The organism is Methylophilus sp. YYY-1 (assembly GCF_029132825.1).
Lineage (GTDB): Bacteria > Pseudomonadota > Gammaproteobacteria > Burkholderiales > Methylophilaceae > Methylophilus > Methylophilus glucosoxydans.
Window position 1 is genome coordinate 114,456 of sequence record NZ_WOVG01000005.1, and the last position, 21,908, is coordinate 136,363.

A 21,908-nucleotide genomic window follows, 5' to 3' on the forward strand; every position below is an offset into this window, starting at 1 on the left:
CTCAGGAAAAAGGAAGGCCTATTTTGACATGAAAAACACCAGACACGCGTGCACCATTTTAGCCAACTGCGCACCAACACAAGGCATGCGCGCAAAGCAGGTAGCGTTTATTTGACCAATCACCAGCGAAATCATGTCCCTCAGGTTTTAATATTTAAATAAAAGCATTTTTCTTGCCATTGTTTTGCAATTCGACCCCGCTAAATGGGAACCATTCTTGCTATAAATAGGCGGAATTAATTGCAATCATGGAAGAACACTAGAAATATATGCACCCACAACCTTTGACTGAAGAGCTCGCCAGCCATTTTAAAAAGGTCAACGATTTCCGTTCACACATCTACCAGCTACAAAATGCCTGGGACAGTCTTGCGCTGATGGCGCAACTGTCCGGCACAGGCTCCGAAATGGAAGAAACACGCACGGCATTCAACAAAATCTCGAATGCCGTGTTACGCCACCTGTCAGAAGAAACCTTGCACAAAACGGCGGCACAGCTGACATCCAAGGCATTTGAGGTCATTAACCTGCTGATCCGCAACCTGTTTGAACGCACGGCGGATATCGGCTTTTTTGCCACCGACGATGATGTCAGGGGTTACCTTGAAAAACATGCGGCAGGCGCAGTCACGGCGCATGAGCAATCGCGTATCACGCAGCGTTTTCAGGAATATCAAAAGAAATATACCGTCTACGAAAATATTGCCCTTTTTGATATGGCGGGCAACTTGCTGCATCAGCTGGATGCCTCCCAGCAGACGCTGGTAGACCAACACGCAATTTTCAAGCTGGCAGCACAATCCAGCGCGCCGTATGTCGAGTATTTTTATGAAACGGAAATCAACGGCAAACCTTACCAATCCCTGATGTATGCGCATGAAGTGCGCAGCAGTGATGGCCTGCGGTCTTTAGGCGTCCTGTGCTTGTGCTTCAAGTTTGTGAACGAACTGCAAACCATTTTTCAAAACCTGATTTCTGGCTCGGACTGGACCATAGGCATCCTGCTGGATGAGCATCGTCACGTGATTGCCTCTAGCGATCCACACCAAATCCCCATTGGCATCACCCTCTGTGCAGACACGGACAAGGACTGGTTTGTGGCGCGATTTGCGGGCCGTGAATACCTGTGTGTCACCAAGCAGGCCGAGAATTATCAAGGCTACTCAGGGCCAGGCTGGCTGGGACAAGCCATGATTCCGCTTGAGTATGCATTCAACCAGAGCATGCAGGGCATGATCAGCAATATTGATGCGGAAATCTTGCGCAAGGTGATGCGCAGCCCGCTGATTTTTTCTGAAAGCCTGCTGAATATTCCAAAACAGGCGGCCAACATTCAGAGCAAGCTGAACCAGTCGGTGTGGAACGGCAATATCTGGCAGAGCAACTACGTCAACACCCAGCAAAAGAACTTCTCCAAAAGCCTGCTCTCGGAGATCAGCAATACCGGACATAAAACCCAGCAAATTATTGAGGGCATGGTCTCTGAGCTGTATCAGACCGTGGTCTCGGTGATGCTCGAAAACTCCAGTTTTTATGCGCAGCTGGCGGTAGAGATCATGGACCGCAACCTGTACGAGCGAGCGAATGACGTCCGTTGGTGGGCACTCACACACATCTTCAGAGAATGCCTGGGTAACGCCCAGCTCTCTGCGCAGGATAAAAGCCAGATCAGCTCAATTCTGCGCTACATCAATGGCTTGTATACTGTTTATGACAACCTGATCGTCTTTGACCGGCAAGGCACGGTGATTGCAGTGTCCAACCCACGTTACAATGAGTTGATCGACAGTCAGCTCACCGAAGAATGGGTAGGCCGCACACGCAGCTGTACTTCCAGTCAGGACTATGTGGTGTCGCAGTTTGAACCGACGCCCTTGTACAACCATCAGGCAACCTATATTTACGCAGCGCCGATCCGGCATTTGGATGGCAACAGTATTGTCGGTGGCATAGGCATTGTGTTTGACAGCAAGCCGCAATTCCAGGCCATGCTCCGTGATGTGATTCCACGCGACAAAACCGATACCCCGGTCAGCGGCAGCTTTACGCTGTTTGTCAACGAACAGCTCAAGGTGATCTCCAGCACGCATGCAGACTTTGCCACCGGCGATGACTTTGCGTTGATGCCGGAAATCAGCAATCTCAATGAAGGCCAGCGACTGTTTGATATTGCCATTTACCATCACACCTACTATGCGGTAGGGGTGCACGCGGCGTATGGTTATCGTGAATTCAAGGGGGCAGAAGACAACTACCGGAATAAAGTCTTTGCCTTGATTTTTACCCCGCTTGGCAATGTCAACGAAATCAACCAGCGCATCACGGCAGAGTCGCAGGTCATCCACAACAAATTTAACCCCAACCTGTTCCTGCAAAATGCTGAAGACAGCCAGGAGTACGCAACCTTTTATGTCGGCAACAGCTGGCTAGGGATAGAGGCCCGCTTTGTCCGCGAAGCGATTGACGAAGTGCAGTTACGCACGCTGCCAGAGTCGGCGCCTTTTATTGCGGGCATGCACCCCTATGGCGATCAGGTCATCCCTATTATTGACCTGGCGCGCATGCTGGGTCACGCGCACTACTTTACCGATTACCGGCAGATTGTGGTGATTGAAGACAAGGCAGCCGCCCTCAAATTCGGGGTCTTTGTCTCGGCGCTGGGCGAGATTCCTTACCTTGCCCCCAACCAGATTCAGCCCATGAATACTTTTTTCAAGGGGATTAGCAACAACCCCGGCATTGCCATTGCCAATCTCGCCCAGCAAAGCATGCTGACCCTGATGAATGCCCAAAGCCTGTGGGAAAAAGTCACTATCGGCCAGCAAAGGCAAACTGAACAGGCGATGCTGTAATGCGTGGCCAGATCAACTGGGACATGATGCAAACACAAATCGTCGATGCCTTAATGACCTCACAGCAACAACGGCTGTTGGATACGCTACTGGATAATCTGGATGGCATGATATACCGCTGCCTGTATGATGATCAGTGGACCATGATTTATGTCAGCAAAGGCTGTGAGTCGCTGACCGGCTATGCTCCGCAAGACTTGATCCTGAACAAGGTCAAGTCCTACGAACGGATCACGCACACTGAAGACCGTGCACAGGCGCGCAAAATCATTCATGAAGCGGTCAGTCGCAAACAACGGTTTGCACTTGAATACCGCATTGTGCGTGCCGATGGCGAAATCAGCTGGGTGGCCGAACGCGGCAGTGGCGTCTTTGATCCCGAGGGCAAACCCGTCGCCCTTGAAGGCATTATTCAAGACATCACTGAACGCAAACGCATTGAGCAGGCGCTCTACAGCACCGAGCAAAAATACCGCTCCATGTTTGAGAACTCGACGCTAGGCATGTTCCAAACCACAGAATCTGGCACCTACCTGAATGCCAACCTGGCGCTGGCCAAGCTCTATGGCTATGCCTCGCCGGCGGAGCTGATCAGCGACCTCAACAATATCAGCACGCAACTGTATGTAGAAGACAGCCGCCGTCACGACTTTACCGAAGCCATCCGCCTGCAGGGGCGTGTGCAGAATTTTGAGTCGCAAGTCTACCGGCTGAATGGCGAAACCATCTGGATCTCGGAAAACGCGCATGCCGTCTATGATGCACAAGGCAGTATTCTTTACTACGAGGGCACGGTCGAAGACATCACCGACCGTAAAAACTATGAGTTGCAAATCCGCCAACTGGCGGTGACAGACAACCTGACCGGGTTGTTAAACCGCCATGCCTTCAGTGGCAAACTGGCCAGCCTGATTGCGGAAGCCGACAAGTTTCACTACAAAATAGCGATTGCCTTTATTGACCTCGACCATTTCAAACTCATTAACGACACGCTGGGCCACCGTGCCGGTGACAAGCTGCTGGAGAACGTCGCGCAACGGCTGATTCAGAGTACACGCCCGACGGATGCCATTGTGCGGTTTGGCGGCGATGAGTTTGTCATGCTCTACCCCGGCATGCGCTCGGCAGAAGATGCCCAACCCTTGCTGTCACGCGTGATGGAAGCCATTTCGCAACCGATTGCCATTGGCGACTATGTGTTTAACATGACTTGTAGCGTTGGCGTCAGCATCTACCCGGACCATGCCCAAGACATTGATACCTTGCTGACGTGCGCCGACTCTGCACTGTATAGCGCTAAAAATGCCGGTAAAAATAAAGTGCAAATGTTTAGTGGCTCCCTGGCACAGCAACTGGGCGAACGTAACGAAATTGAATATGGCCTCGGACACGCCCTGCAACGGCAAGAACTCATGCTGTATTACCAGCCGCAAATCAATATGCAGCACGGCAATATCAGCGCGCTGGAAGCCCTGATCCGCTGGCAGCACCCGGAGCGCGGCCTGATTCCGCCTGACCAGTTTATTCCGGTGGCTGAAGAAACCGGCCATATTTTTGCCATCGGTGAATGGGTCTTGCAGACTGCCTGCAAGAAAATCAAAGCCATGCAAACCGAATGGGGCTATCTGGTGCCGATTGCGGTCAACGTCTCGCCTATCCAGTTTTTGCGCGGCAACCTGGTGGAGACGGTGCAACGGGTCTTACGGCAGGAACGCGTCCCGCCACACTTGATTACGCTGGAAGTGACCGAGAATGCGCGCTTTAAGGATGAAGCCATGTTTACGCGGACACTGGAGCAACTCAAACGCCTGGGCGTTTGTATTGCCATTGATGACTTCGGCATCGGCTACTCCAATATGGCCTATCTGAAAAACTATCCGATTGACGAGCTCAAGATTGACAAAGCGTTTGTGCAGGACCTGGAACAAAGCGTGACCAATGGCAATATCCTGCTGGCATTGATCAATCTGGGTAAAAGCTTGCATAAATCAGTGACCGCAGAAGGCATAGAAAACGAGTACCAGCACCGCTTTTTATTGCACAGCGGCTGCGATGTCGGCCAGGGCTATTACTACAGCAAGCCCTTGTCAGATGAAGCACTGGCACAGTTCATGCGCGAGCAACGGCCCAAGTTTGACCATTTGCAGGTGAGCCGCTAGGCGGTCACCTGCGATGTCCAGCTTGCAACCGTCTACGCGTTGCTGCGTTCGATTTCTGGCAGCGCTTCGTGTTTAATGGCGGCTTCAAATGCGGTCAACCGTTTGTAAACCGACAGCAGCTCGACAATGGTGGTCCAGGAGTTGACCAGATATTGAAACGAGTTACTCACTTGTGAGAACGCCGTCAGAATCTGCTGCAAAATACCAAACGTGATTTTACCCGCAGCAATGGTAGGCACCAGAATCAAGTAGGCAAAGATATTATCCGCCTGCAAATACAGGCTGCGCGCGACATTGAAATACATATAGTGAAAATACAAGCGGAAGTAGTTTTTACGCACATCCAGAAACAAGGCTTTTAGCGTCTCAGGTTGCGCGCGTGCCGGGTCATCTTCGCCATACACCAGCTCTTTACGATACGCGGCTTCTACCCGCTGGTTTCTGAATTCCAGGCCTGGCAACTTAATCCCGACCGCAGCCAACAAAAAGGTACCGAACACAGACCAGGCGATTGCCGCCGTGAACAGCGGCGCAGGCACCGCCCCAAACACGGGCAGCTCACTTACATACGCAGACAAGCTCCACAACACCGGCAAAAACGCAAACAAGGTCATCACCGCCTCCACCATAGACACGCCCAGGCCCTCCATGATGGTCGCAAAGCGCATAGTGTCTTCCTGTACCCGTTGCGATGCCCCTTCAATGTTGCGCACCTGCGGCCACTGGTGGGTATAAAAATCGTTCATCGCCGTACGCCAGCGGAAAATATAGTGGCTGACAAAAAAGCGAGTCAGGACATAAATAAAAATGGCCACGAACGCGATTTCGGCAAACTGCAACATGAGGATATACAACTGCGCGGTCGTGACCTTGGAGTTGGGCGAAAGCGCCGCTTGCACCGCATCAAAAAAAGGCCGGCGCCAGTTATTGAGCGCTACCGATACCTGCACAGAATAATAGGTCGAAAACAAAATAAACGCGCTACCGACAATCGACCACCATTGCCAGCGGCTAGGTTTAAGCTTGAACCACATCAGCGCAAAAATCGCGACGCTCACCAGGTAATACAGATAAAACAGCTTGAACGGGTCAGTGACAAAATGCCCGAGTCCGATCACCGGCTCCTTCTCTACCATGGATAAACCCAATGCCGTGCCAATGGCAGAAGAATACTCGAACCATATGCCGCAACAGACCATTGCCCACAGAATGACAGACGGCCAGAACCAGCGGGAGTCGGGAAAAAAGGATTTGAACATAGGCGATTGATATTCTTATTAACAAGTGTTCAGTGTATTGGCTCTTGCCCTGGCCTGCAACAAGGTCATGCAATCAGATTCATCAAGTTTTGCAGATCAAATAACGTCCGGCAACAAAAAAGCCCCCATGTGGGAGCTTGAGTATTGTGCGGGGAAAATGTTCAAAATCTTTTACATAGCCGATTTTAAAACGGTCGTGTTAACTGTAATTGCCTCTAAAGCAGCACCCTAAAGGGGAGTTGCTTTGATAGCTGGCGCGTTGAAGCATGACTTTAGCCTTGGGTGAAGATTTGTGGCTGACCAGCCGCCGTTTTACCGGCGCTTTTCTTGCAGACTCCACCTTACCGGGTGTGGCTTGAACTGGCGTGGCTTGTGCGGCATCAGCCATGGCGTCACTAGCCTCAGCCAATTGCACGCGCTGCTCAGGCTCAGGCTTAGCCCCTTCACCTGCATTCACAGCTTTAAGAAAATAACGGTTATCGGCAGGCGCTTCATGTTCAAAGGTAATCATCATCAAGGCCAACATGTTGAGGAAAATCAGTTTGGGAAGCATGTACGATTTGTGGGAATGCATTTTATGCTCAATATTTGAAGGTTGAGTCAGGCACCATCTTAATGGTAAGCGCCGCACTTAGACGTAGGCTGCCGCTGATTTGCCTGTCAGAAAATGCTTACTCGCACCGCACCGAAAACGTTTTTGATCCTGACAGGTCTTACCGCTTAAGAATTTGTTACTTAAACATCCGACAGACCTGAATAAAGAATAGAGGGGTTATGAAGTCAATCTTGCTCACCAGCTTGCTTTTGCTGACCAATGTTTTAAATGCTCAGCCCAGTATTGTTGATACGCTGGAACTCGGACACTCAATTGTCATGGTCACCACCGACTTGCCGGATGGCTCAAACGGCAGGGGCTCTGGTGTAGTGGTCAGCCCCGAATACGTGGCGACCAACTGTCATGTGATTGCCAATAGCAAAGGTGTGAATATCGCCAAATTTAGAGATGGTTATCAGCCGATAGGCCTGAAAGCCAACTGGAAGCGCGATGTCTGCCTGCTGAAATTTGACCCGCTGCCATTCAAACCCATCCCCATGCGAGACAGTCAAAGCCTGCAATATGAAGAAGAAGTCTTTAGCATGAGTTTTCCAGCCGGTGCGCCGGTGCCACAGCTGTCTTATGGCGCGATCAAGGGCATTTATCCGTTTGATGGCAGCCTGATTGTGCGCTCTAACGCCTCTTTTTACATGGGCTCTAGCGGCGGCGCCTTGTTTGACCAGCACTACAACCTGATCGGCCTGACCACGTTCAAAAGCCCGGGCCAACCAGCGTTTTATTACAGCCTGCCGGTCGAGTGGATCAAGGAGTTGATGGCGGCGCCTGAAACCACGTCACTCAAAACCAATGATGTCCCTTTCTGGGCGTTGCCGCTGGAACAACGGCCTTATTTCATGCAGGTGGTGATTCCCTACCAAAATGCAGACTGGCGTGATTTGAAAACCATTGCCGGACAATGGACGGGCCAAGAACCGGCTTCTGCCGATGCCTGGTATTTTTTGGGGCTGGCGGAAGAAGGCTTGCAGCATTATGTGCAGGCAGAGCAGGACCTGAAAAAAGCCTATGACCTTAACCAGCGCGATGTTGATGCCATGCTTGCGCTGTCCAGAGTCGCCTTTGTGCAAAAAGATGTGGCGACGTTAGAGTCTATCCAGCCAGCGATTCAGGCGATAGACCCGGAACAAGGCGAAAAAGTCACGCAACAAATCCAGGCCTTGAAGCAAGCCAGTCCCTGAGTTGGTCTAATCTGACGCTGGCCTGGCGTTTAAAACTGCAACACCAGCATCGCGCACAGGCACAATGTCACCAGCAGTGTGATTTGTGTGCGCAACTGGTAAAACCAGCGTTCAATCAGACCCTCAGCCACCAGCTTGCGGTCTATCAGCCATAAAACGATAAAGGCGGCTATCTGCACCAGATATTGGGTGACCGGCACCACAAAAAACAGGGTAGCCCAGGCAAGTAGGGCCAGCAAATTGCTGGTGACCAGCAAATTCAGGCGGGTGTCTTGGGCATGGTTCAAAAACAAGCCCCAGTGTATCCCACATAAAAATGAGATAATAACGGCGCCATAGGTCAGCGCCAGATAGCCGGTATGATAGTGCGCCATCCCCTGCATCTGCGCCACCACGGCGCCCGCAAAAGGCAGCGCGCCCATAAAGGTCAATGTTTTAGCCAGCTGAATATGTATAGGTCGCATGTGTTTTCTCCTCTTTGCAGCGATGTGACCATGGGCAATCATTTTGGTTTTGGGGCTGCAAACGAAAAAGCCTGCATGGCATGCGGGAACTAAATCAGCCGTTAAGTGCTCATGCCATCAACATAAAATAATACACGGATACACACCATGAACTTTCATCACGCATTGCCCGTGGTTGGCACTTGTATGGCCATCACCTTCTTCAGTCCCCTTACGTCTGCCGAATCCCGCATAGACCGGCAAACAGAAACTGCCGTGCCCAGAGCACAAAATCTTTATGGGATTGGCGTTGGCATCCTGCCAAAGACATCCGGTTCGGATGAATACCGCGCGCTTGTGTTGCCGATTATTAACGCGAATTATGGCGACCGTTTTTTTATCAATGCCCTGCAAGCGGGCGCCTGGTTAGTGGATAGCGAGGATAAACGCTTACGCTTTGGCCTGTCTGCCGAGGCCAAGTTTGGCTGGGATGCCAGTAAGGGCGACCGTACGCGCGGCATGGATGACCGCGACTTTTCGATTTTTGTTGGGCCGCTGCTCCGCTGGCAAACCGACTATGGCACATTGAATGCGCAATGGACCGCGGATGCCAGTGGCAACAGTAATGGCCAGCAGTTTCAGGTGCAATACATCAAGAGCCTGTTAAGGTCGCAAAACTTGCGTCTGAACGGCCTGGTGGGGGCGACCTGGAACAGCCAGAAATTCAACAACTATTACTTTGGGGTGCGCAACAATGAGGTCAACGCCAGTCGGCCGTTTTACCGTGCGGGATCCGGCGTTGAATGGCAGGCAGGCATCAATGGCATGATGCCTGTGATGACCAATCACTCACTGCTTTTTGGTGCATTCATCACCCGACTCAGTGATGAACAATACGACAGCCCGATCACAGAAACACGCATACAACCCATGACTTACGTCGGCTATAGCATCCCGTTTTAACATAAACCGCCCATCGCGGCGTACATGCAGACGGAGGCTTAATGGCGGCCATTGGCATTGAAAAAGGCCCAGATCACATCGTTGGCGTCAATCGCCGTTGATCCAGCCTCCCCACCACGGGGTTTGCTGCCACCCGGCCAGGAGTGTCCGCCGCTGTCGGTGACACAAAGCTGCACAGGCGCCAACCCGCCCCGATGCACCTCACAATAGGCACCGCTGACTTCAAGGATACGCTCCGCCTGTGGATTGGCCTGGTTGAGCTTTACCCATTTCTGGATAGTGGCAGGCACCGAATTAAAACTGACATCTGTCATGGATTTCTCGCCAGGACCACCATTGAATGGGACATGGTCATCGTCTTTGGCGTGAATATGCAAAATCGCCACCGGTTTGCTGGGCAGACATTGCTTGGTATTGTCTGTCCCGGCGACAGCCGCAATCGCGCTGATGGTATCGGACAACTCGCAGGCCAGCCGATAAGACATCATGCCGCCATTGGACATGCCATCGACGAAAATGCGGTTGGCATCAATGGCTGTCTTTTGCTGCATGGCTTGAATCATGGCCCGGATCACACCCACATCATCACTTTGTTTTTTGAGCGCGGGACCACAACAGTTACCGGCATTCCAGGTGGCGAACTTGCCGCCCGGCAACCGGCTGTAACCATTAGGAAACACGGCAATATAGCCATGTTTTTCGGCCGCAGAAATCTGGTGATAAAACCGTTCGGTGGCCTGCACCTGCATATTGCCCATCCCGCCATGCAGCACCAGCACCATGGGCAAGGCCTGGCCTGCGCCGGCCTGCTTGGGCACATGCACGAGATACTCGCGCGGCTCACCACCGACATTGACCTCAAAGGCATGATCGCCAGGGGCGAGAGTTGCCAGGCACAGGGCGGGCAAACAGGTTACACTGCACAGCAAATACTCCATCAAGCGCCGAAACCAGGACATGGGGACCCCCTCAACCAGAACAGAATATTGTCATGAACGCTCAAGTATACGATGATGTTGACGCAGCGCTGTAGCTGAACCCACCGCCTTATGTTAGAAAAGCATTTTTTAGACGATCAGGCCCAGATGCATACGCCCCTTCCCTCTGACGCCCCTCCTGTAGGCCTGCTGTTAGCAGCTGGCTTCTCCCGCCGGTTTGGTGTGCAAAACAAACTCTTACAGCCCTTGCCTAATGGTGAGTGCATGGCAGTAGTGGCCGCCCGCAGCCTGATCACCGCCTTGCCTCACAGTGTCGCCGTGATACGCGCCAATGTGCCTGAGTTGAGTGCCGCACTCAAGGCCTTGGGATTGATGGTGGTCGAATGTGGCGAGCAGGAGCAGGTCATGGCCGATAGTCTCAAGCTGGGGTTGAACACCGTGTTAACGGCCTTTCCGCAGTGCGCCGGCGTGGTGATTGCCTTGGCAGACATGCCCTTTATCCAGCCGCAGACCATACAGCACGTCGCAAATGCCTTGGCTCAGCATCCATTGGTACAACCGGTCATGGCGGGCAAGCCTGGCCATCCGGTCGGGTTCAGCCGTGCGCTGATTCCTGAATTACTTAGGGTGGAAGGTGACCAGGGCGCGCGGGAGGTTGTGCGCGCCCATCAGGCACAGAGCGTACACATTGCGTGCGAGGACCCGGGCATTTTCAGGGATATTGATATCCCCGCCGACCTGAAATGATCAGGCCATCGCCAGCCTGTGCGCCCGTGAGACCAGGCCCGTTTGCTGTAAGTGCGCGCGTTCCTGAATCAGCTCAGCCAGGATAGACACGGCAATTTCGGCCGGCGTGCGGCTGCCGATACGCAGACCGACCGGGCCATGCAGGCGATTCACCTCTTGCTCGGTGAGGTCAAAACTGCGCAAGCGCTGTTTGCGTTTTTCCTGATTTTTGACGGAGCCCAAGGCGCCAATATAAAACGCGTCTGACTTGAGCGCCTCAAGCAGCGCCATGTCGTCCAGTTTGGGATCATGGGTGACGGCCACAATCGCCGTGTGTGGATCAGGCGCCATCTCCAACACCACATCGTCAGGCATGCCAGGCAACCAGTCTGCGCCTTCCACATGCCATTCAGCGCGCATTTCCTCACGCGGATCGCAGATCATGACGTGAAAATCCAGCGCTTGTGCCATGGCCGCCAACACGGAGCCCAGCTGGTTGGCGCCAATAATCAGCAGCCGCCATTGCGGGCCAAAATAGCTGTGAAACCAGTCATGCTCCAGATAAGGCTGACCTTCAGGCAACACGTATTGATGCCGCACTTCGCCGCGATGCACATGTACCGATCGCTTGAGCAAGCGTCGCTGTGACAAGCTCTCAAGCATGGGCGTTAATTGCGCCGCCTGCGTCAGTGGCTCGGCAAAAATCTTGAGCTGGCCACCACAAGGGATGCCAAAACGCTGTGCTTCTGCCTGATTGACGCCATACTCCATGATTGCAGGCTGCGCGGGCAGTTGTTGATGGCGGGCTTTGTCTGCCAGATCATCTTCAATACAGCCGCCAGAGACAGAGCCGACCAGATGGCCATCTTCACGCACTACCAGTATGGCACCTGGCAACCGGGGGGCCGAGCCCCAGGTCTGGATCACGGTAAACAGATGCGCGCCATAGCCCTGGTCCAGCCAGTCACGGGCACGTTGTAACACTTCCCAATCAGAGGACTGCATAGGGCTTAAGCCAGCTGATCACCAATCGGCAACCGGCGGATACGCTTACCAGTCGCAGCAAAAATGGCGTTGGTCACGGCAGGTGCCAGCGGCGGCACGCCCGGCTCCCCCACCCCGCCCATTTTTTCGGTGCTGGGCACAATATGCACCTCCACTTTGGGCATGTCTTTCATGCGTAACACCTGATAGTTGTGGAAGTTGGATTGTTCCACCTGACCGTCTTTGAAGCTCACCTCGCTACTGAGCGCGGCGCCCAGCGCAAAGGCGACACAAGACTCCATCTGCGCTTTGACACCATCCGGATTCACAGCCAGCCCGCAATCAATCGCCATCACCACGCGGTGCACTTTGGCCTCGCCGTCTTTGACGGAGACTTCGGCCACCTGCGCCACATAGCTGCCAAACGACTCGTGGACGGCAATGCCACGGAACACGCCCGCAGGCAACGGTTTGCCCCAGCCCGCTTTATCGGCCGCCAGATTGAGTGCCGCCAGATGACGGGGATGGTCTTTCAGCAACTGGCGGCGATACGCCAGTGGGTCTTGCTTGCTGGCATGCGCCAGTTCATCAATCAGGCTTTCCATGACAAAGGCAGAATGACTATGCCCGACCGAGCGCCACCACAACACCGGCACCTCACTTTGCACCGAGTGCAACTGCACCTCATGATGCGGAGTGCCTTTCACATAGGGCGAATCAGCCACGCCTTCCACCGAGGTGGCATCAATGCCGTCCTTGATCATGACGCCTTCAAAGGGCGTGCCTTTGATGATGGACTGTCCGACCAGCGTCTGTTGCCAGGCCAGCGGTTTGCCCTGTTTGTCGAGCGCAATACTGGCTTTGTGAACAAACATCGGCCGGTAGAACCCCCCCTTGATATCGTCTTCGCGGCTCCAAACCGTTTTCACCGGCATGCCTGCCGCTTTGGCCACTTCAACCGCTTCAGACACAAAGTCTGCACGGGGATTGGCGCGACGGCCAAAACCGCCCCCTAAAAACAGCGTGTGAATTTTCACTTGTTCTGGTTTCAGGCCCAGAATCTTGGCAGCTGACGCCTGGTCCGTGGTTTGCATTTGCGTCCCGGTCCAGATTTCACAGCCCTGATCAGAGATTTTGACGGCACAGTTCAAAGGTTCCATCGGTGCATGCGCCAGATAAGGCAACACATATTCCGCCTGTATGGTTTGCTTGGCCTGCTTGCTGGCCGTGGCGACATCGCCCGCTTTCGCAGCCTGCAAGCCTGGCTTTTGCGCCAGCGCCTGATATTGCTTGAGCAAGGCAGGGGTATCCGGTTTGTCATGCCCGGCCAGCGCCCATTCCAGCTTGAGAGCCTCGCGCCCCTGCTTGGCGGCCCAGTAATGCTCGGCAATCACGGCAACCCCCGTGGGCACTTTGACCACCTTGATCACGCCCGGCACTTTGCGTGCAGCGGCATCATCCAGGCTTTTGAGTGTGGAGCCAAACACCGGCGCACGTGCCACCATGGCGACTTTGAGTCCTTCAAACTGCACATCCTGACCAAACTTGGCCGTGCCATTGATTTTTTCTACGCTGTCCAGACGCTTGGTGGCCTTGCCGATCAATTTCCACTGCTCCGGCTTTTTAAGCGTGACGCTGGTCGGTGTCGGCAATTGACTGGCGGTCTCCACCAGTTTGCCATAACTGAGTTTTTGCGTGCCGTTGATGACAAAACCATTTTCGGTGCGCAAGCCAGCTACTGGCACCTTCCATTGCTTGGCCGCCGCTTCCAGCAACAGGACGCGTGTTAATGCGCCCGCCTGGCGATAGCGGTCAAACTCTGACCAGGTGGTGGAAGAGCCGCCGGTAATCTGGATACCATAGGCGGTATGCACATAAGCAGGCGCCGCAGGCGCATGCTCGACCTTGATCTTGCTCCAGTCGGCATCCAGCTCATCTGCAATCAGCATGGGCAAGGTGGTCCACACGCCCTGCCCCATTTCGCTATGCGCCAACATCACGGTAATACTGTCATCGGCGCCGATGCGCAAAAAGGCATTCGGCGCAGGCAGCGGCAGCGCTTCTGCCGCATTGGCTACGCCCATAAAGCGTTTGGCTTGCGGAATACTGAATGCCACCACAAGGCCGCCAGCGACCAGGGCCGTACTTTTGATAAAACTGCGGCGGGAGAGATTAATGAGATCATTCATGGGGTCTCTCCTTAAGCCAGTTTGGCAGCGGCTTCGTGGATTGCTGCCCGGATACGTTGATAAGTCCCGCAACGGCAAATATTGCCACTCATGGCCGCATCAATATCGGCGTCGCTGGGTTTAGGGTTTTGCTTGAGCAGTGAGGTCGCAGACATGATCTGGCCGGATTGGCAGTAGCCACACTGCACCACATCAATCTGTTGCCAGGCGGCTTGTACGGCCTGGCCCACCTTGTCGTCATGCATGGCTTCTATGGTGGTGATTTTTTTACCCGCGGCCGCACTGACCGGGGTCACACAAGAGCGAATGGCCTGACCATCCAGGTGCACAGTACAGGCTCCACATTGCGCCATGCCACAGCCAAACTTGGTGCCGGTCATGCCAGCCACATCGCGGATTGCCCATAAAAGAGGCATGTCATCGCTCACGTTGAGCTCGGTCTCTTTGCCATTGATATTGAGTTTCATCGTGTTTGTTCCTTTTTAAAATCTGATGCTGCAGTCGCAAAACCAATCTGAGGTTGGCTATCGTGAAAATATACTAACATACATGATTGTATGTATGGGCGTCCCGGAGCTGCATAAATTTAAATTTAATCGTGTTAAGTCTACAGTGTGCAGCCCGTGATTTAGCTGGTCGCGCAGCCGCTTTACATCTGTCGATCCAATCAGGACGAGATCCTGAAACAGTCTTTACATTGACTTCACTCCCGTCCGCCTGCTGGTGCCGGGCGATTTACTTTGTCTGCAAGTCAGGGCAGAATCAACCGCTTACCGTGAACACTCATCCCTATGAATACAATCCCCATGTCACGCTTGATTAGGAGAACGCCATGACGAAAGCCATTATTCTGCAACCGGGCGGCGGCTACCAAAATGTCACCGTCGGCACACGCGAAGCGCCTGCGCCAACTGCCGGGCAAATCACGGTCAGGCTGCATGCCAACTCGCTCAATTACCATGATTTTGCCGTGGTCAGCGGCATGTGGGGGCCAACCGAGCCACGTATCCCGATGGCGGATGGCGCGGGTGAAGTAGTCGCGGTCGGCGCAGGCGTCACCGAATTCAAAGTAGGCGATGCCGTACTCAGTACTTTTTTCCCCACCTGGCAAGCGGGTGAACCGCTGGTTGAAGGCTTTGCCACCGTGCCAGGCGATGGTGTGGATGGCTACGCGCGTGAAATCGTCACCGCCAGCGCGGAATCTTTTACGCTGGCCCCCAAAGGCTGGAGCCATATCGAATCCTCCACCTTGACTACCGCCGCCCTGACGGCCTGGCGTGCGCTGATGTCTGATGATCAGCTCACCCCTGGCGATACTGTGCTGGTGCAAGGCACGGGCGGCGTTTCCCTCTTTGCCTTGCAATTTGCCAAGCTGGCAGGCGCAACCGTGATTGCCACCTCGTCCAGCGAAGCCAAGCTGGAAAAACTCAAGGCCATGGGTGCAGATCACCTGATCAATTACAAAACCACCCCGGCCTGGGGAACGCTGGCGCGCGAACTGACGGGCGGCCGTGGCGTCGATCACGTGGTCGAGGTGGGCGGTCCGGCCACCCTCGAACAGTCCATGCTGGCGGCGCGCGTCGGTGGCCACGTCTCTGTCATTGGTATTTTGACCGGCTTGGCGGGCGACTTTCCTCTGGTCACAGCCCTGATCAAGCAACTGCGCCTGCAAGGCGTGCTGGTGGGTAGCCGCAGCATGCAGCAAGCCATGATCAAGGCCATAGATGCGAATGGCCTGAAACCGGTGGTGGATAAGGTGTTTGCGCTGGAGGAAATGGTGCAGGCCTTCCAGTATCAGGAGACCAATCAGCACTTTGGCAAAATTTGCCTGCAGATTTAACGGAGTAAAGCCCCATGCTGCCGAAAAGCGCGGGGGGCGTCGCCAAACTGCTGCTTAAAGGCCCGGCTAAAATGTGCAAAATCGTTAAAGCCGCAAGCCAGCGCGACCTCGGAAATGCTCCGGTGCTGCCAGGCCGGTTGCTTGAGGTATTGCGCACTCAGCGCCAGCCGTTGTTGCCAGACATAGCGCATCAAAGACGTCTGTTCATCGGCAAACAATTGATTGATATACCGGCTGGAAAATCCGGTGGCAGCGGCAATGGCGTCACTATCCAGGTCTGCATCCTGTAGATGCTTACTGAGCCACTGCTTGATTTGCAACAATGACAAACTGCGGCCAGGCGAACGCGGCAGCGTATGGTCTTGCAAGGTTTCAAGCGCGTTGCCCAGCATGTCCAGCATAGGCGCCGCGCTGGCATCGAATGCCTGTATGGAGAGTTGATTCAGCTGACGCGTGAGCTGTTGCAAAAACGGCGACAACATGGCGGTCATGCCGTGCTGCAATCGCATGGGCATCGCCGTCAGATGCCCGGCCTGCGGCAAACGCTGATGCAACAAGGTTCTTGGGATGGAAACAATCAGCTTGGAAAACGCCTCTGGACAATGAATATAGTGCGGCACCGTGGCATCATAAATAGTCATGTCGCCAGGGCGCAAAAACACTTCCCGCCCTTGCTGTTGCAGACAATACCGGCCTTGCAGCAACAGGACGGCAAAATAATTATCCAACTGCGGACGACTGATCTCTCGCGTCCCGCGCTGGATGGTCAGGCTGTTGGAATGGATCACGGATAGTTGCAACGCCTGCCAAGGATAGAGCGTCATCTCGTTGTAAAGCGGGGCTGCCGTGGGCGGGACGATGTCCACCTCTGCATATTCACGTCCAATCACCTCACACAACCATGCCTTGCGCTGACTGGGTGCGACCAGATCGGAGCTATATTTTCGACCTGTCGCTGCGACTACTGTCCTTGCTTGCTGCGCCATGACCCTCTCCTTTGCTGAGCGAAATTAAGTCACAAACAGCTAGATTTCGCAAGCGAGTCATCTCCGTTTCAGTCAAGCGTGAGCTCCGTCTAGGTCAAGCAGGCCATGACAGATGGGCTATGCTGGGGACACGATACCCCCCAGGAGACTTTGATGCAATCGACCCCACAAGCCCACCAGATGTTATTGAAAGGGGCCGCATGCTGGCTGCTGATGGCGTTGTTACTGGCATGGTGTATGGTGGGCCTGAACTTTGGTGTGCCCCCACTCAAGGCCATTTTCGCGGGAAAATTCACGCGGCTGTTGCAAGCACATATCGATTTTCTGCTGATGACCGCACTCATTTTTGGCATTGCGGCCAGCCGGGTCTCGTTGCCATGGCATGTACGCTGGGCGATGGTGATAGGCGCATTTACCAACTCCAGCCTGTTTTTACTGATGGCCATTTTCCCGGCGCTGGACAATCCTGAGCTCCCGCCGCCCTTGCTGTTTCAGGGCTATTTGTTTGCCAGCCTCTTTACCACCAGCTATGGTTTTGGCAAAGCCTCTGTGCTGATTTTAAAGTCTGGGTTGCAAACACCCCCTCACCGAGAACCTTAGCGACGGTTAATCTTGAGCAAGGCATAAAGCGGGCACCACTGGATCAGCCCGGTCGCCAACGGCACCAGCCCAAACCAGCCCCAGGTGGGACCCTGGAAAAACAGGGTCCACATCAGCAATCCGGCGCCGATAATCACTCTTAAATACTGTTCCAATTGCCCGATATTATCTGCCATGCCAGCCTCCTATATTTAGCGGCGCTCAACGCCGTTAATGACAGGACAGCGCTGCATAAGCCTGGTGTTGGGTCAGATAAATCTCGCCATTGAGCTGCTGCCTGAGTGGAGCATGTTGCAACATGTCCATCACCGGGCCTTTGACCTCGGACAAATGAAAGCCAATTCCCAATGCAGATAAATGGTGGTTGATGACTTCCAGCACCTCCAGGGCACTGCCATCTACCTCGTTGACGGCGGAGCACATCAGTATCACATGTTTCAATGCCGGGTTATCGGCCACCACTTCGAGCACTTTTTGCTCGAGATAGCGCGCATTGGCAAAATACAAGCTCTCATCCACACGCAAAGTAATCACATCCGGGCACACACTGACCGCGTGCCGCGCCACGTTTCTAAAATGCTCGGTACCCGGCACCTGCCCGACAATGGCAATGTGCGGCCGACTGCTGCGGTATAGATGCATGGCCATGGACAGCAACACGCCCGCACTGATGCCATGTTCAATATCAACCAGCAAGGTAATCATAAAAGTCACCAGCAAGGCGGCAAAGTCACTGCGGTTACGCCGCCAGGTCTCGATAAACACGCGTCCGTCCACCAGGCTCATCACCGCAACGATAATCGTGCTGGCCAAAATAAATCTGGGTAACGCACTGAGCCACGAGGCCAGAAAAACCGTGGCCAACCACATGCCCAATGCGGTAAACAAACCCGCTGCCGGCGTTTGCGCACCCGCATCCATATTCACCACCGAGCGCGACACGCCGCCAGTGACCGGCTGCCCCCCACTCAGGCTGGCCGCCAGATTGGCGCCGCCCAAGGCAATCAACTCCTGGTCAGGGTCTATGCGTTCGCGCCGCTTCATAGCCAGACTCTGCGCCACAGAAATCGACTCCACCGTGCCAATGATGGAAATCAGCAAGGCCGGGGCCAATAAAGACTGCCACATTGCCAGACTCCCATGCGGCAAGGCCAGCGCAGGCAGCCCGGCGGGAATCTGCCCTACGGTCCGCACCCCGGTGAACAGGGCCCAACCGGCATGCATGGCAATCGTCCCGATCAACACCAGCAGCGCAGGCACTGCCCGCACCAACGCCTGCGCCCAAAACGGCGAGCAGCCCAGACTTAGCAACAGCGATTGCCCTTGCCGCCTGGCCAGCACTAGCAATAGCAGGGTGAGCACCGACAGCATAGCCGTCGCGAGATGAATCTGCGGCCATTGCCCCAGCATACTCTGCCAGAGCGCCAGCACATGACTGCCCTCGGCCTGGATGCCAAGCAAGGTGGGTAGCTGACTGCTGGCAATCACCAGGCTGGCGCCAGCAATAAAGCCGCTCATGACGGGGTGCGATAGAAAATTTGCCAGAAAGCCTAATTTGAACATCCCGGCCAGCATCAGAAACAGGCCAGACAAACACGCCAGGATCAGCGCCGCTTGCAGCCCCAACGCGGGACTCTGTGCTGAATAAGGCGCCACTGCGGTCGCAGTCATCAGTGCCGCCACCGCCACTGGGCCCACGGCCAGCGTCGCACTGGTGCCTAACAAAGCATAGACGATTAACGGCAACAGGCTGGCATACAGGCCAACTTGTGGCGGCAAGCCCGCCAGGATGGCATAGGCCAGCGCCTGCGGAACCAGCATCAGGGTCACCGTCAGCGCCGCCATCAAATCATGTATGGCCTGCTCGCGCCGATAATGCGGCCCCCAGCGGAGGGCGGGCACGTAATGGGCCAGCCGAGTCAACATCGCTGTGCTCATGCCGACTGCTTGATCACCACTTGCCCACAGGCCTGGTTGGCAGGCAGGGCCACATCAATTTGCTTGGGATAGGCCAGCTTGAGATTGGCCATGATATTGATAAACTCAGCGCGGGAAGTTTGCCCGCCCAGCCGCTTGTTTTCACGCTTCTCGTGGCCGACCGTGGAGACGGTCCTGCCTTGATAATCGTGGCCGGGATAAATCAGCGTATCCTCAGGCAAGCTGAAAATTTTGGCATGTATGCTGTCATACAACTGCCCGGCATTGCCCTGCTGAAAGTCGGTGCGGCCACAGCCATCAATGAGCAAGGCATCGCCGGTAAAGATGCGGTCACCGACCAGATAACTGACACAGCCGTTGGTGTGTCCGGGGGTGTAGCGGACCTCGATATCCAGCGTGCCAACTTGCAAGTGCACGCCATCAGTCACCAGCACATCACCACATTGCGCGCCTGCATCACGATGCACCACACTTTTACTGCCCAGACGCTCGCGCAAGGTGGCGGCAGCGGTGACATGATCGGCGTGCACATGCGTTTCCAGGGTAAACACCAGCGTCAACCCATGCTGTTGCAAAGCCGCCACATACTTGTCGACCTCGCTGCCTACTGTATCAATCATCACCGCCTGCCGGGTTTCTTCACAGCCTAGCAGATAGGTATAAGTGCTACTTTCAGGCTCAAAAAATTGCTTGAAAATCATCCGCGTGCTCCTTATCAAGATGGCGTTGATTCAGCAAAACCAGTGCCAATGTTTCAATAAAACTTTAAAAACAGTCAAATCAACGACTTACATAAAAATATCGCTTGCCTACCCCTGCCACAAATGTTTCAATGAAACACAAAACCACAATCATGAAACGTTTCAAATAAAAAATGGAACAAACTACCCCCGATTTTTTCAGCCAGCAGGCCGGTCTGAGCCGGGCACAGGGCGAATCGCTGGCCCGCATGATTTCATTGATCATGCCAGATGCAGCCGTGTTTACCGTCGATGCTCAAAAGCGGATCAGCTACTGGAGCCCGGGTGCCGAAAAACTGCTAGGCTTCACCCAGGCTGCGCTCCTGGGTGAAAACTGCCTGACCGCCAACCGCTGCGAACAGTGTATGCGCGGCTGTGGGCTCACCGAGTCTGGCAAGGTCGAGGGCGCCCCCCTATTGCTGCACCGGTCTGATGGTGAACGACAGGCAGTGTTGAAATATGCCATGGCCTACCTGCCAGAAGATGGCGCGTTTGCGGGCGGCCTCGAAATCCTGCTGCCCCAGCAGGCCGACGCAGGCAAGACCGCAGGACAATCCTCGCTGGGTGAAAAATATGGCTTGATCAGCCATGCGCCCGAAATGCAAAAAGTGTTTGAAATGATACGCCGCGTGGCAGTGACAGACATCCCGGTGTTGATCCGCGGCGACTCCGGCACAGGCAAAGAGCTGGTGGCCCGCACCATTCATGGCGAGAGTCCGCGTCACCGCGCCGCCTTCGTCGCCATCAACTGTGCCACGCTCAATGCGGGCATGCTGGAGAGTGAGCTGTTTGGCCACGTCAAGGGTGCCTTCACCGGTGCCATTCGTGATCACCAGGGCCTGTTTGGCCGGGCCGAGGGCGGCACGCTGTTTCTGGATGAAATCGCCGAACTGCCTTACGAATTACAGGCCAAACTGTTGCGCGTACTCGAAACCGGTGAATACCTGCCCGTCGGGGCCAGTCAGGCCATGCAGGCCAATGTCCGCATTGTTGCCGCCACACATAAAGCCTTGCGCGAAGAGGTTAAAGCCGGGCGTTTCCGACAGGACTTGTTGTTCCGCTTGCGCGTGGTGCCCATCTTCTTACCCAGCTTGCAGGCGCGCAAACAGGATATTCCGCTCATACTGCGACATCTGCTTAAACAGCAATTTACCGGGGAACTACTGCCCATAGTGAAGGCCGCCGCCATGCAGCAACTGATGGCCTATGACTGGCCGGGCAATGTGCGCGAACTGCGCAATGTGTTGAATTACGCACTGGTGATGTCAGATGGCAAACAGATCGACACCACAGACTTGCCGCCCGAACTGCAAGCGATACCCGCGTCAACACAGGCAATGGCAGCGCCAGTCGCCAAACCGGGCCGCCAGGCGCTTTCAGAAGCCGCCATCGTGCAAGCCGTCACTGACTGCCAGGGCAACCTGACCCAAGCGGCCAAGCAACTTGGGATTGGCCGCACCACACTGTGGCGTTACCGCAAACTTTGGCAAAAAGACTGAT

The 21,908-nt window shown here is 54.6% G+C and carries 19 protein-coding genes; 8 read left to right on the forward strand and 11 right to left on the reverse strand.

Annotation, left to right across the window (positions count from 1 at the left end; genetic code table 11):
- The first annotated feature begins 269 nt into the window (after nucleotides 1-269).
- Nucleotides 270-2,852, forward strand: coding sequence for a chemotaxis protein CheW (locus GOC95_RS13595; protein ID WP_275357769.1), 2,583 nt, complete (start codon nucleotides 270-272; stop codon nucleotides 2,850-2,852).
- Complete coding sequence (locus tag GOC95_RS13600; protein WP_275357770.1) at nucleotides 2,852-5,011, forward strand: bifunctional diguanylate cyclase/phosphodiesterase; 2,160 nt, start codon at nucleotides 2,852-2,854, stop codon at nucleotides 5,009-5,011. The genes GOC95_RS13595 and GOC95_RS13600 overlap by 1 nt, the downstream gene beginning before the upstream one ends.
- 32 nt (nucleotides 5,012-5,043) lie before the next feature.
- Here GOC95_RS13600 and sbmA read toward each other — a convergent pair whose 3' ends face one another.
- Nucleotides 5,044-6,270 (reverse strand): peptide antibiotic transporter SbmA, encoded by a 1,227-nt coding sequence (gene sbmA / locus GOC95_RS13605; protein ID WP_275357771.1) that lies wholly within the window; start codon nucleotides 6,268-6,270, stop codon nucleotides 5,044-5,046.
- Between the two features lie 199 nt (nucleotides 6,271-6,469).
- On the reverse strand, nucleotides 6,470-6,844 hold the full coding sequence (locus GOC95_RS13610; RefSeq protein ID WP_194748865.1) for a hypothetical protein: 375 nt from the start codon (nucleotides 6,842-6,844) through the stop codon (nucleotides 6,470-6,472).
- Between the two features lie 200 nt (nucleotides 6,845-7,044).
- On the opposite strand from GOC95_RS13610, the gene GOC95_RS13615 reads away from it, so the two are divergent.
- Nucleotides 7,045-8,061, forward strand: coding sequence for a trypsin-like peptidase domain-containing protein (locus GOC95_RS13615; protein ID WP_275357772.1), 1,017 nt, complete (start codon nucleotides 7,045-7,047; stop codon nucleotides 8,059-8,061).
- Nucleotides 8,062-8,090: 29 nt separating this feature from the next.
- On the opposite strand, the gene GOC95_RS13620 is transcribed toward GOC95_RS13615, so the two are convergent.
- The gene (locus GOC95_RS13620; protein WP_275357774.1) at nucleotides 8,091-8,525 is read right to left on the reverse strand and encodes a DUF3429 domain-containing protein; all 435 of its coding nucleotides are present in this window, start codon (nucleotides 8,523-8,525) and stop codon (nucleotides 8,091-8,093) included.
- A 147-nt stretch (nucleotides 8,526-8,672) separates the two neighbouring features.
- Here GOC95_RS13620 and GOC95_RS13625 point away from each other — a divergent pair, with 147 nt between their 5' ends.
- Entirely contained in the window at nucleotides 8,673-9,467 is a 795-nt protein-coding gene (locus GOC95_RS13625) for a MipA/OmpV family protein (protein WP_275357775.1), read from the forward strand.
- Nucleotides 9,468-9,505: 38 nt separating this feature from the next.
- Here GOC95_RS13625 and GOC95_RS13630 read toward each other — a convergent pair whose 3' ends face one another.
- A complete protein-coding gene (locus tag GOC95_RS13630; protein WP_275357776.1) occupies nucleotides 9,506-10,426 on the reverse strand; it encodes a PHB depolymerase family esterase in 921 nt (306 codons plus the stop codon).
- Between the two features lie 126 nt (nucleotides 10,427-10,552).
- Between GOC95_RS13630 and GOC95_RS13635 the strand changes: the two genes are divergently transcribed.
- Complete coding sequence (locus GOC95_RS13635) at nucleotides 10,553-11,152, forward strand: nucleotidyltransferase family protein (protein ID WP_275357777.1); 600 nt, start codon at nucleotides 10,553-10,555, stop codon at nucleotides 11,150-11,152.
- On the opposite strand, the gene GOC95_RS13640 is transcribed toward GOC95_RS13635, so the two are convergent.
- The 3 genes from GOC95_RS13640 to GOC95_RS13650 are packed head-to-tail and all read right to left on the reverse strand — an operon-like array spanning nucleotide 11,153 to nucleotide 14,771.
- Complete coding sequence (locus tag GOC95_RS13640; RefSeq protein WP_275357778.1) at nucleotides 11,153-12,136, reverse strand: XdhC family protein; 984 nt, start codon at nucleotides 12,134-12,136, stop codon at nucleotides 11,153-11,155.
- A gap of 5 nt (nucleotides 12,137-12,141) precedes the next feature.
- Entirely contained in the window at nucleotides 12,142-14,304 is a 2,163-nt protein-coding gene (locus GOC95_RS13645) for a xanthine dehydrogenase family protein molybdopterin-binding subunit (protein WP_275357779.1), read from the reverse strand.
- Between the two features lie 11 nt (nucleotides 14,305-14,315).
- Nucleotides 14,316-14,771 (reverse strand): (2Fe-2S)-binding protein, encoded by a 456-nt coding sequence (locus tag GOC95_RS13650; RefSeq protein WP_194748873.1) that lies wholly within the window; start codon nucleotides 14,769-14,771, stop codon nucleotides 14,316-14,318.
- Between the two features lie 365 nt (nucleotides 14,772-15,136).
- Here GOC95_RS13650 and GOC95_RS13655 point away from each other — a divergent pair, with 365 nt between their 5' ends.
- A complete protein-coding gene (locus GOC95_RS13655; RefSeq protein WP_275357781.1) occupies nucleotides 15,137-16,144 on the forward strand; it encodes an NAD(P)-dependent alcohol dehydrogenase in 1,008 nt (335 codons plus the stop codon).
- On the opposite strand, the gene GOC95_RS13660 is transcribed toward GOC95_RS13655, so the two are convergent.
- Nucleotides 16,141-17,130 carry a helix-turn-helix domain-containing protein gene (locus GOC95_RS13660; RefSeq protein WP_275357782.1) on the reverse strand — a complete coding sequence of 330 codons (990 nt, stop codon included), beginning with the start codon at nucleotides 17,128-17,130 and terminating at the stop codon, nucleotides 16,141-16,143. The genes GOC95_RS13655 and GOC95_RS13660 overlap by 4 nt on opposite strands.
- A gap of 153 nt (nucleotides 17,131-17,283) precedes the next feature.
- Between GOC95_RS13660 and GOC95_RS13665 the strand changes: the two genes are divergently transcribed.
- A complete protein-coding gene (locus tag GOC95_RS13665) occupies nucleotides 17,284-17,730 on the forward strand; it encodes a hypothetical protein (protein ID WP_275357784.1) in 447 nt (148 codons plus the stop codon).
- Here the strand turns inward: GOC95_RS13665 and GOC95_RS13670 are convergent.
- Genes GOC95_RS13670 through GOC95_RS13680 form a run of 3 tightly spaced genes read right to left on the reverse strand, consistent with a single transcriptional unit; the run spans nucleotide 17,727 to nucleotide 20,369 of the window.
- On the reverse strand, nucleotides 17,727-17,906 hold the full coding sequence (locus GOC95_RS13670; protein ID WP_194748877.1) for a DUF2892 domain-containing protein: 180 nt from the start codon (nucleotides 17,904-17,906) through the stop codon (nucleotides 17,727-17,729). The two genes, GOC95_RS13665 and GOC95_RS13670, sit on opposite strands and share 4 nt — an antisense overlap.
- 34 nt (nucleotides 17,907-17,940) lie before the next feature.
- On the reverse strand, nucleotides 17,941-19,668 hold the full coding sequence (gene sulP / locus GOC95_RS13675) for a sulfate permease (protein WP_275357786.1): 1,728 nt from the start codon (nucleotides 19,666-19,668) through the stop codon (nucleotides 17,941-17,943).
- Entirely contained in the window at nucleotides 19,665-20,369 is a 705-nt protein-coding gene (locus GOC95_RS13680; RefSeq protein WP_275357788.1) for an MBL fold metallo-hydrolase, read from the reverse strand. Before GOC95_RS13680 ends, sulP begins: the two co-directional genes overlap by 4 nt.
- A gap of 173 nt (nucleotides 20,370-20,542) precedes the next feature.
- Here GOC95_RS13680 and GOC95_RS13685 point away from each other — a divergent pair, with 173 nt between their 5' ends.
- The gene (locus tag GOC95_RS13685) at nucleotides 20,543-21,907 is read left to right on the forward strand and encodes a sigma 54-interacting transcriptional regulator (RefSeq protein WP_275357790.1); all 1,365 of its coding nucleotides are present in this window, start codon (nucleotides 20,543-20,545) and stop codon (nucleotides 21,905-21,907) included.
- The last annotated feature ends 1 nt before the right edge of the window (nucleotide 21,908 follow it).

Excerpts from the sequence above, each read along its gene's own strand:
- GOC95_RS13630 (WP_275357776.1), bottom strand. The coding sequence starts at position 10,426 with ATGTCCTGGTTTCGGCGCTTGATGGAGTATTTGCTGTGCAGTGTAACC.
- GOC95_RS13655 (WP_275357781.1), top strand. The coding sequence starts at position 15,137 with ATGACGAAAGCCATTATTCTGCAACCGGGCGGCGGCTACCAAAATGTC.
- sbmA (WP_275357771.1), bottom strand. The coding sequence starts at position 6,270 with ATGTTCAAATCCTTTTTTCCCGACTCCCGCTGGTTCTGGCCGTCTGTC.
- GOC95_RS13615 (WP_275357772.1), top strand. The coding sequence starts at position 7,045 with ATGAAGTCAATCTTGCTCACCAGCTTGCTTTTGCTGACCAATGTTTTA.
- GOC95_RS13610 (WP_194748865.1), bottom strand. The coding sequence starts at position 6,844 with ATGCATTCCCACAAATCGTACATGCTTCCCAAACTGATTTTCCTCAAC.
- GOC95_RS13670 (WP_194748877.1), bottom strand. The coding sequence starts at position 17,906 with ATGGCAGATAATATCGGGCAATTGGAACAGTATTTAAGAGTGATTATC.
- GOC95_RS13660 (WP_275357782.1), bottom strand. The coding sequence starts at position 17,130 with ATGGCGCAGCAAGCAAGGACAGTAGTCGCAGCGACAGGTCGAAAATAT.
- GOC95_RS13635 (WP_275357777.1), top strand. The coding sequence starts at position 10,553 with ATGCATACGCCCCTTCCCTCTGACGCCCCTCCTGTAGGCCTGCTGTTA.
- GOC95_RS13640 (WP_275357778.1), bottom strand. The coding sequence starts at position 12,136 with ATGCAGTCCTCTGATTGGGAAGTGTTACAACGTGCCCGTGACTGGCTG.
- GOC95_RS13620 (WP_275357774.1), bottom strand. The coding sequence starts at position 8,525 with ATGCGACCTATACATATTCAGCTGGCTAAAACATTGACCTTTATGGGC.
- GOC95_RS13645 (WP_275357779.1), bottom strand. The coding sequence starts at position 14,304 with ATGAATGATCTCATTAATCTCTCCCGCCGCAGTTTTATCAAAAGTACG.
- GOC95_RS13685 (WP_275357790.1), top strand. The coding sequence starts at position 20,543 with ATGGAACAAACTACCCCCGATTTTTTCAGCCAGCAGGCCGGTCTGAGC.
- GOC95_RS13665 (WP_275357784.1), top strand. The coding sequence starts at position 17,284 with ATGCAATCGACCCCACAAGCCCACCAGATGTTATTGAAAGGGGCCGCA.
- GOC95_RS13680 (WP_275357788.1), bottom strand. The coding sequence starts at position 20,369 with ATGATTTTCAAGCAATTTTTTGAGCCTGAAAGTAGCACTTATACCTAT.
- sulP (WP_275357786.1), bottom strand. The coding sequence starts at position 19,668 with ATGAGCACAGCGATGTTGACTCGGCTGGCCCATTACGTGCCCGCCCTC.
- GOC95_RS13595 (WP_275357769.1), top strand. The coding sequence starts at position 270 with ATGCACCCACAACCTTTGACTGAAGAGCTCGCCAGCCATTTTAAAAAG.
- GOC95_RS13650 (WP_194748873.1), bottom strand. The coding sequence starts at position 14,771 with ATGAAACTCAATATCAATGGCAAAGAGACCGAGCTCAACGTGAGCGAT.
- GOC95_RS13600 (WP_275357770.1), top strand. The coding sequence starts at position 2,852 with ATGCGTGGCCAGATCAACTGGGACATGATGCAAACACAAATCGTCGAT.
- GOC95_RS13625 (WP_275357775.1), top strand. The coding sequence starts at position 8,673 with ATGAACTTTCATCACGCATTGCCCGTGGTTGGCACTTGTATGGCCATC.